8 protein-coding genes are annotated in these 8986 nt (G+C 66.3%); 5 read left to right on the top strand and 3 right to left on the bottom strand.

The features are described from left to right. From M529_RS39820 to M529_RS39800, 5 genes are all read left to right on the top strand, one after another. On the top strand, positions 1-626 hold a 626-nt coding region (locus M529_RS39820), incomplete at its 5' end, for a TolC family protein (RefSeq protein WP_021318846.1). Then, positions 623-2113, top strand: coding sequence for an efflux RND transporter periplasmic adaptor subunit (locus M529_RS39815; protein WP_007406384.1), 1491 nt, complete (start codon positions 623-625; stop codon positions 2111-2113). The genes M529_RS39820 and M529_RS39815, both read left to right, overlap by 4 nt. Beyond that, positions 2110-5253 carry an efflux RND transporter permease subunit gene (locus tag M529_RS39810; RefSeq protein WP_007406408.1) on the top strand — a complete coding sequence of 1048 codons (3144 nt, stop codon included), beginning with the start codon at positions 2110-2112 and terminating at the stop codon, positions 5251-5253. Before M529_RS39815 ends, M529_RS39810 begins: the two co-directional genes overlap by 4 nt. Next, positions 5250-5654, top strand: a complete 405-nt coding sequence (locus M529_RS39805; protein WP_007406376.1) for a copper-binding protein — start codon at positions 5250-5252, stop codon at positions 5652-5654. The genes M529_RS39810 and M529_RS39805 overlap by 4 nt, the downstream gene beginning before the upstream one ends. 281 nt (positions 5655-5935) lie before the next feature. Continuing rightward, complete coding sequence (locus M529_RS39800; protein WP_007683327.1) at positions 5936-7198, top strand: hypothetical protein; 1263 nt, start codon at positions 5936-5938, stop codon at positions 7196-7198. A 66-nt stretch (positions 7199-7264) separates the two neighbouring features. On the opposite strand, the gene M529_RS39795 is transcribed toward M529_RS39800, so the two are convergent. The 3 genes from M529_RS39795 to M529_RS39785 are packed head-to-tail and all read right to left on the bottom strand — an operon-like array spanning position 7265 to position 8904. Then, on the bottom strand, positions 7265-7795 hold the full coding sequence (locus M529_RS39795) for a GNAT family N-acetyltransferase (protein ID WP_007686150.1): 531 nt from the start codon (positions 7793-7795) through the stop codon (positions 7265-7267). Further along, positions 7792-8085 carry a recombinase family protein gene (locus M529_RS39790; protein ID WP_021318845.1) on the bottom strand — a complete coding sequence of 98 codons (294 nt, stop codon included), beginning with the start codon at positions 8083-8085 and terminating at the stop codon, positions 7792-7794. Before M529_RS39790 ends, M529_RS39795 begins: the two co-directional genes overlap by 4 nt. Positions 8086-8145: 60 nt before the next feature. Beyond that, on the bottom strand, positions 8146-8904 hold the full coding sequence (locus M529_RS39785) for an IS6-like element IS6100 family transposase (protein WP_031295146.1): 759 nt from the start codon (positions 8902-8904) through the stop codon (positions 8146-8148). Between the last annotated feature and the right edge of the window lie 82 nt (positions 8905-8986).

Raw genomic sequence — 8986 nt, 5'->3', positions numbered from 1 at the left:
CCCGGCTCGCGCGCTATACCGGCGACCCCGACCCGCAGGCGACGGGCGACCCGCCGATGCTCGATGTCGATCCGATCCGGCTGCGGGCCGGGATCGATGCGCTTCCCGCCCTGCGCGCGCAGGACGCGCGGATCGCAGTCGCCGAAGCGGACGTGCGTCTCGCGCGCGCCGACAAGCGCCCCGACTGGAAGGTCGGCGTCACCTATGGCCGGCGCGATCCCATGTACGGCGACATGGCCTCGGTCGGCGTGTCGATCGACCTGCCGCTGTTCGCCGGCAAGCGCCAGAACCCCAGGATCGCTGCAAGCGAGAGCCTTGCGCAAGGGGGTCGGTTCGACCGCGAGGCGATCCGCCGCGAGCTGGTGGCGCAGCTCGACGCCGATCTCGCAGACCATGCCATGCATCTCTCCCGGTTGCGCAATGCCCGCGAGACGCTGGTGCCACTCGCCAGGCACCGCGCCGAGCTCGACCGCGACAGCTATGGCGCCGGCAAGCTCGACCTTGGCGCCGCGCTGCTCACGACGCTCGGGCTCGCGGAGGCCGAGGTCGAGGCGCTCAACCGCGAAGCCGACGTCGCGCGCGACGCGGTCCGCATCACTATCACCTATGGGGAGGAGCGGCCATGACGCTCGATAAATCCGCGCTGCGCTGGGGCGCATCGATCCTGGCTGTCGCGCTGCTGGCCGGCGGCACAGGCTATTGGGCTGGCCATCGCCAGGCACCGCAATCGGAGGCGACCACGCCCGCCGGGGCAGGCAAAGTCCTTTACTGGTACGATCCGATGTTCCCCAACCAGAAGTTCGACAAGCCCGGCAAGTCGCCCTTCATGGATATGCAGCTCGTGCCGCGATACGCGGACGGAGGAAGCGCCGGCGCGGCCCCCACGGTCGCCGTCGATCCCGCCGCGCGGCAGAGCCTGGGATTGCGGGTCGTCGCGGCGAAGATGGGCAGCCTTGCCTCGGCCCTCGAGGTCACCGGCACGATCGACTTCAACCAGCGCGACGTCGCCGTCATCCAGGCGCGTTCGGGCGGGTTCGTGAGCCGCGTCTATGCGCGAGCGCCCGGGGACGTGGTCCGCGCCGGCGCGCCGATCGCGGACCTGCTCCTGCCCGAATGGGGCGGCGCGCAGACCGAATATCTGAGCGTCAGGCGGCTCGGCAAGCCCGACCTCACCGCGGCCGCGCGCCAGCGACTGCGGCTGATGGGCATGTCCGACGGCCTCATCGCCAGCGTCGAGCGGAGCGGACGCCCGAACGGCGTGGTGACGATCACGACGCCGATCTCGGGCACGATCCAGACGCTCGACGCCCGTGCCGGCGTGACGCTCGCCATGGGCCAGACGCTCGCCCAGGTAAGCGGGCTCGGCACCGTCTGGCTCAATGCCGCGGTGCCCGAAGCGCGCGCGGGCGATGTCCGGGTCGGCCAGAATGCCAGCACCACGCTGGCGGGCTTCCCCGGCGAGCGCTTCGCCGGCCGGGTGATCGCGATCCTGCCGACCACGCAGGCCGACAGCCGCACGCTCACCGTGCGGATCGAGCTGCCCAACCGGGACGGCCGGTTGCGGCCGGGCATGTTCGCCAGCGTCGCGCTTGGCGGCGATGCCAAGCCGGCGCTGCTGGTGCCGAGCGAAGCGGTGATCCGCACGGGCAGGCGCACGCTCGTCATGCTGGCCGCAGGCGACGGGCGCTATCATCCCGCCGAGGTCCGCATCGGCCGCGAGGCAGGCGGCGAGACCGAGATCCTTGCCGGCCTGTCGCCCGGCGAGAACGTCGTCGTCTCGGGGCAGTTCCTGATCGATTCCGAGGCGAGCCTGTCGGGAATCGAGGCGCGGCCGATCGGCGGCGGTGCGGCATCGGCGACCATCGCCGCGCCGGCGTCGAAAGCCACGCTGTACGAGACGACGGGCAAGATCGAGCGGATCACGGCCAATTCGGTGACGCTCAGCCACGAGCCCGTTCCCGCGCTCGACTGGCCGGCGATGACGATGACCTTCGCGCTCGCCAATCCGGGCATCGCGCGCGGCTTCAAGGCGGGTGACCGGGTCCGGTTCGGGTTCGACCGGCCCCCGGCGGGACCGACGCTGCGGCATATGGCGAAGGTGGCGGGCCAGTGATCGCCCATCTCATCCGCTGGTCGGTGAGGAACCGCTTCTTCGTCGTGCTCGGCATGCTCGCGCTGGTCGGCGCGGGCCTGTGGGCGGTGCGCTCGACCCCGATCGACGCGCTGCCCGATCTTTCCGACGTGCAGGTCGTGATCCGCACTTCCTATCCGGGTCAGGCGCCGCAGATCGTCGAGAACCAGATCACCTATCCGCTCACCACCACCATGCTGTCGGTGCCCGGCGCCAAGACGGTGCGCGGCTATAGCTTCTTCGGCGACAGCTTCGTCTATGTGATCTTCGAGGACGGCACCGATCTCTACTGGGCGCGCAGCCGCGTGCTCGAATATCTCAACCAGGTCCAGGGTCGGTTGCCGGCCAGCGCCCGCAGCGCGCTCGGGCCGGACGCGACCGGGGTCGGCTGGGTCTATGAATATGCGCTGGTCGACCGCACCGGCCGGCACGATCTCTCGCAGCTTCGCGGGTTGCAGGACTGGTTCCTGCGCTACGAGCTGAAGACCGTGACCGGCGTGGCCGAAGTCGCCAGCATCGGCGGCATGGTCAAGCAGTACCAGGTGCTGCTCGATCCGGTGAAGCTCGCGGCCTACGGCGTAACCCACGCCCAGGCAGTGCAGGCGATCAGCCAAGCCAATCAGGAAGCCGGCGGCTCGGTGCTGGAAATGGCCGAGGCCGAATATATGGTCCGCGCCTCGGGCTATCTGAAAACGCTCGACGATTTCCGGGCAATCCCGCTCAAGACTGCGGCGGGCGGCGTGCCCGTCCGGCTCGGCGATGTCGCCACGATCCAGGTCGGCCCCGAGATGCGGCGCGGCATCGCCGAACTGAACGGCGAAGGCGAGGTCGCCGGCGGCGTCGTTATTCTTCGGTCAGGCAAGAACGCCCGTGAGACCATCGCGGCGGTCAAGGACAAGCTCGCCGATCTCAGGAAAAGCCTGCCGCCGGGCGTCGAGGTGGTCACGGTCTATGACCGCTCGCAGCTGATCGATCGCGCGGTCGAGAACCTCACCCGCAAGCTGGTCGAGGAGTTCATCGTCGTCGCATTGGTCTGCGCCCTGTTCCTCTGGCACGTCCGCTCGGCGCTGGTCGCGATCCTGACCTTGCCGCTCGGTGTGCTGGCCGCGTTCGTCGTAATGCGGTTCCAGGGGGTGAACGCCAACATCATGTCGCTGGGCGGCATCGCCATCGCCATCGGCGCGATGGTGGATGCGGCGGTCGTCATGATCGAGAACGCCCACAAGAGGATCGAACGCTGGGAGCAGGATCACCCGGACAGACATCTCGATGGCGAGATGCGCTGGATCGTCGTCACCGAGGCGGCGGCCGAGGTCGGGCCGGCGCTGTTCTTCAGCCTGCTGATCATCACGCTGTCGTTCATTCCGGTCTTCACCCTGGAGGCGCAGGAAGGCCGGCTGTTCGCGCCGCTCGCCTTCACCAAGACCTATGCGATGGGCGCGGCCGCGATCCTGTCGGTGACCCTGGTGCCGATCCTGATGGGCTGGCTGATCCGGGGCCGCATTCCGGCCGAGCAGGCCAATCCGGTCAATCGCTGGCTCACCAATATCTACCGGCCCGCGATCGACTGGACGATGAAGCGGCCCAAGGCAGTGCTGCTGATCGCGGCTCTGGTGTTCGCCACCACGGCCTGGCCGCTCAGCCGGCTCGGCGGCGAGTTCATGCCCAATCTCGACGAGGGCGACCTGCTCTACATGCCCTCGGCGCTGCCGGGCCTCTCGGCCGCCAAGGCGAGTGAGCTGCTCCAGCAGACCGACCGCCTGATCAAGACCGTGCCCGAAGTCGAAAGCGTGTTCGGCAAGGCCGGCCGCGCCGAGACCGCGACCGATCCCGCGCCGCTCGAAATGTTCGAGACGACGATCCAATTCAAGCCCCGCGACCAGTGGCGGTCGGGCATGACGCCCGAACGCCTTGTCGACGAGCTCGATCGCCGGGTGAAGCTTCCGGGTCTCGCCAATATCTGGGTGCCGCCGATCCGCAACCGCATCGACATGCTCGCGACGGGCATCAAGAGCCCGATCGGGGTCAAGGTGTCGGGCAGTGACCTCGCCGAGCTCGACCGCATCGCGCATGATGTCGAGACCGTGGCCAGGAGCGTGCCCGGCGTCAGCTCGGCGCTCGCCGAGCGGCTGACCGGCGGACGCTATGTCGATGTCGACATAGACCGCGCCGCCGCCGCGCGGTTCGGGCTCAACATCGCCGACGTCCAGGCCATCGTCTCCGGCGCGATCGGCGGCGAGACGATCGGCGAGACGGTCGAGGGCCTCGCCCGCTATCCGATCAGCGTGCGCTATCCGCGCGAATTGCGCGACAGCCTCGAAAGGCTGCGGGCGCTACCGATCCTGACGCCCGCGGGCCAGCAGATCACCTTGGGCACCGTGGCAAACGTCTCGATCGCCGAGGGACCGCCGATGCTCAAGACCGAGAATGCCCGGCCTTCGACCTGGGTCTACGTCGATGTGCGCGGGCGCGATCTTGCCTCGGTGGTCGGCGATCTGCAGCGTGCGGTGGCGAAACAGGTCAGGCTCTCGCCTGGGGTCAGCATCGCTTACTCTGGCCAGTTCGAATATCTCGAGCGCGCGGTCGACCGCTTGAAGCTGGTCGTGCCCGCGACGCTGCTGATCATCTTCGTGCTGCTCTACCTCATCTTCGGCCGCTTCGACGAGGCGGCGCTGATCATGGGGACGCTGCCGTTTGCGCTGACCGGCGGCATCTGGACGCTTTATCTGCTGGGGTTCAACCAGTCGATCGCCACCGGGGTCGGGTTCATCGCGCTCGCCGGCGTCTCCGCCGAGTTCGGGGTGGTGATGCTGATCTATCTCAAGAACGCGCTGGCCGAGCGCGGCGCACATCCGGACGCTGCCGAGGTCGAGGCCGCCGTGCGCGAAGGCGCGCTGCTGCGCGTCCGTCCCAAGGCGATGACGGTGGCGGTGATCCTGGCCGGCCTGCTGCCGATCCTGCTGGGATCAGGCGCGGGTTCGGAGGTCATGAGCCGGATTGCCGCGCCGATGATCGGCGGCATGCTGACCGCGCCCTTGCTCTCAATGTTCGTCCTGCCCGCCGCCTACCTGCTGTTGCGCCGGCCCAAGACCGATCCCATCCCTCAACCCGTTTCATCATGAAGGAGAAGACGATGAACCATGCACGACTGACCATTGCCCTCGGCCTCGCCGCCCTGACTGCCGCGTGCGGCAAGAAGGCGGAGGCCCCCGTTGCGACTGAGACCAACGAGGCGGCGCCCGCCGCGACCATGAGCGGCGACATGGGCAACATGTCGATGGCGCCTGACGCGAACGCCGCGATCAAGGCCAAGGGCCATGGCACCGTCACCGCGATCGACAAGGCGGCAGGCACGATCACGCTCGATCATGGTCCGATCCCGGAGGCCAAGTGGCCCGCGATGACGATGGCGTTCAAGGCCGCGCCGTCGATCACCGATGCGGTCAAGGTCGGCGACAAGGTCGATTTCGACCTCTCGCTCAAGGGCAGCGATGGCGAGGTCACCGCGATCGCAAAGCAGTGATCCGCTAAGTTCGACCGGAAAAAGCTGGTTGCGGCGCCGCTCCCGGGCGGCGACGCCCGTGCCGGCCGTCTGCCTGGCTGTGCGCCCGGTCGACGGTTGCGACCGGCAACGCCCAATGCCAGCGGCGTTTCCCTGCGCGATCACCGACAATTTGAGCACGCTTCGCGGATCGCACATTGAACGTGCAAGCCGCCCTTGCTCGCGATAGCCTGAACGGCAAGGAGCCCAGTTTAGATGACCCAGCCAGTATGACCTTGTTACCCGCGACACATCATGATCTCGTGAGCGAGCTTGTCCGTCGTTGGCGAGACGATCCCGGCGCCACCTATCGCTCCTGGTTTCTGTGGGACGAACGGCTGAAAAACTTCCGCTCCATCCGTCGCGGGCTGCAGCAGGTGGTCGCAGAAATCGAAAGTGGGCGGTTCGGCGTCGCCTATCGCGGCTCGTCACTGGAAACGGTTGTCCACTCGATCGCCGAACAGCGGCAGATCTTCAAGGGCGCCGACCATGCCTGGCTGTGGAAGCCCAAGCTGCGCATTCCAGACATCTACGAAAGCCCGGACAACCAGCGGGCGTTCGGTCGCCTGCTCGACAATTGCTCGTGCTGCGATACCGCCGAGGAGATCATCAGCCACATCCGCAGCATAGACGCGCTCAAGATCAAGGGGCTGGGGCCGGCGGCGGCCAACCTGCTCTATTTCCTTCACCCGACGCTGGTGCCGCCCTTCAATACCGCGATCGTCAAGGGCTACAATGCCGTCACCGGCGCCAAGGTGAAGCTCGGGTCATGGGATCATTTTCTCGCCATGCGCGCCGGCATCCTCGACCTCAACGACCGTTACCGCGAGTTGCTCTCCAACGATCTCGGCGCGATCGGCGGACTGTTGTTCGACATTGGCTCGGGCCGCTATCCCGCGCCACCGCTGGAGGATGACGCAACGGCGGCCGACGACTGGCTCGGCAGATTGGAACATGCCAGAGCGGAGGCAAGCCGGCTCGACAAGACAGCCGCCGCGCAGGGCGAAACCGATCGCACGCACGCCGAAATCCAGGCCTGGCTGCGCGACCTCGGCCATGCCCTCGGTTACGATGTGTGGATCGCCGCCAATGACCGCGGTCGACTTCACGCTGGCTGCCCGCTTGGACAGGGATGCCTCGAGCGCCTTCCAGACGCCATTGCGACCTCTCCCGGAGCGGACTCGATCCGCCTCATCGACGTGTTGTGGCTGGCGAAGGGTGGCGACGGCGTCGCCGCCGCGTTCGAGGTTGAACATTCGACCTCGATCTACTCGGGGATCGTGCGCATGCTCGATCTGGCGCTGTCGGGGAGCGATCTGCACGCTGCCGCCGGGCTATTCCTGGTCGCACCGAATGCGCGCGAGCAGGACGTTCGCGCGCAACTCCGTCGCCCGGCTTTCAGCCGTATTGCCGATCTCGACTTCGCCTATCTGCCCTATGGCGAGCTGGAGAGAAACAGGGACGCGATCGCTCGTTTTGGAACGGGATTGAAGGCCATCAAGGCGATCTCAAGCCCCCTTCCCTGAAAGGGGGCGTTTGCGGGAGGGGGCGGAATCCTACGCCAAGCTCGCCCAGATAGCCGGCGCGAGATCTTACTTGTTGCTGCCTTCTACGGTCGCGCCAGAAAGGCGACGGCTCAGTTCTATCCGGCGATGGCTACGCATTTTGAAGGTGTCTGGCCCAACGCGCCGATACTCAATGAAGCCGAGAGAACGCCAAAATCGCTCTGCCGCTTCATTCGCTTCCAGCACGGCCAACCGAATCTCTGTGGCACCTCTCGCAGCGGCCCAGCTTTCGACCGTCGAGTAAATTGAGCGTCCGACGCCACGACCACGCTGTGCGGCATCTACGATCATGAAGCCGAGATACCATGTGCCATCACGCGGATAATCGCGGAGGATGGCCGCGATTGCATATAGGCCGCCAGGCCCCTTCCATCCCAGGACAGCTTGATTGTGGGCGCTCTTTTCGGGCGGCACATCGGAGAAAAGCTCGCGAGCATCGTCCAGCGTGGGCGCGGCCCCGTCCTGCAACAGGAAATAGTCGCTGCAACGGTTGTACAGGTCTGCAACGTCTGCGGCGTCCGCTTGGGTAAGTTTGATCGGGGCTCCCGTCATCATCATCGCGTTTTGGCAGCAAGCACGCGCTGACCGTAATCCCGGAGTTCCCCGTTGGGACCGACATAGCGGTAGAGAGTGACGCGCTCGATCCCGAGTTCCTTGCAGAGGTCGGAAACGGACGTGTCGCGTTGGGCCATAGCAGCCTGAGCGAGCCGCACCTGGGCCTTGGAGAGGGCGAACTTGCGGCCACCCTTGCGTCCCCGCGCGCGGGCAGCGGCCAGGCCAGCCATGGTGCGCTCGCGGATCATATCCCGCTCAAACTCCGCCAGTGTGGCAAAAATGCCGAACACCATCCGGCCGGCTCTGTTGCAAAGATTGGCGGCAGTCAGAGGTAGGCTGTCGCTCTGCGCCGATCAGGCGGCTGCTGCGAAATGGTGGTTGAGCATGCCCATGGCCTCCGTCAGCGCCGAGGGCCCAATGCCAAAAGCTCTCTCCACAAGGCGCACCTCGCCCCTGATGCCGGGCTGCAGGCACCAGGGGCGAGCCTGTCCTTTGCGCAGGGCTCGCATGACTTCGAATCCCTTGATCGTGGCATAGGCCGTGGGGATCGATTTGAAACCGCGCACCGGCTTGATCAGTATCTTGAGCTTTCCGTGATCGGCCTCGATCACGTTATTGAGATACTTCACCTGCCGGTGGGCCGTCTCCCGGTCCAGCTTTCCTTCGCGCTTCAATTCGGTGATCGCTGCACCATAGCTCGGCGCTTTGTCGGTATTGAGCGTGGCAGGCTTTTCCCAGTGCTTCAGGCCTCGCAGGGCCTTGCCCAGGAACCGCTTCGCTGCCTTGGCGCTGCGGGTCGGCGACAGGTAGAAATCGATCGTGTCGCCCCGCTTGTCGACTGCCCGGTACAGGTAGGTCCACTTGCCCCGCACCTTGACGTAGGTTTCATCCAGGCGCCAGCTCGGATCAAAGCCACGCCGCCAGAACCAGCGCAGCCGCTTCTCCATCTCCGGGGCGTAGCACTGGACCCAGCGATAGATCGTCGTATGGTCGACCGAAATGCCGCGTTCCGCCAGCATTTCCTCAAGGTCGCGATAGCTGATCGGATAGCGACAATACCAGCGCACCGCCCACAGGATCACATCACCCTGGAAATGGCGCCACTTGAAAATCCGTCATCGTTCCGTCCGTCCAATCTCCGCCAAGCATGCTCAAGCTTCACGATTTTTGCAACAGAGCCCACGCTTGATGGTG

Origin of the sequence: Sphingobium ummariense RL-3 (assembly GCF_000447205.1) — a bacterium.
GTDB classification, from domain to species: Bacteria; Pseudomonadota; Alphaproteobacteria; order Sphingomonadales; family Sphingomonadaceae; genus Sphingobium; species Sphingobium ummariense.
This window is presented reverse-complemented; position numbering and strand designations above follow the sequence as displayed.

Coding starts and splice junctions, on each gene's coding strand:
- M529_RS39805 (WP_007406376.1), top strand. CDS start 5,250: ATGAAGGAGAAGACGATGAACCATGCACGACTGACCATTGCCCTCGGC.
- M529_RS39795 (WP_007686150.1), bottom strand. CDS start 7,795: ATGATGATGACGGGAGCCCCGATCAAACTTACCCAAGCGGACGCCGCA.
- M529_RS39790 (WP_021318845.1), bottom strand. CDS start 8,085: ATGGTGTTCGGCATTTTTGCCACACTGGCGGAGTTTGAGCGGGATATG.
- M529_RS39815 (WP_007406384.1), top strand. CDS start 623: ATGACGCTCGATAAATCCGCGCTGCGCTGGGGCGCATCGATCCTGGCT.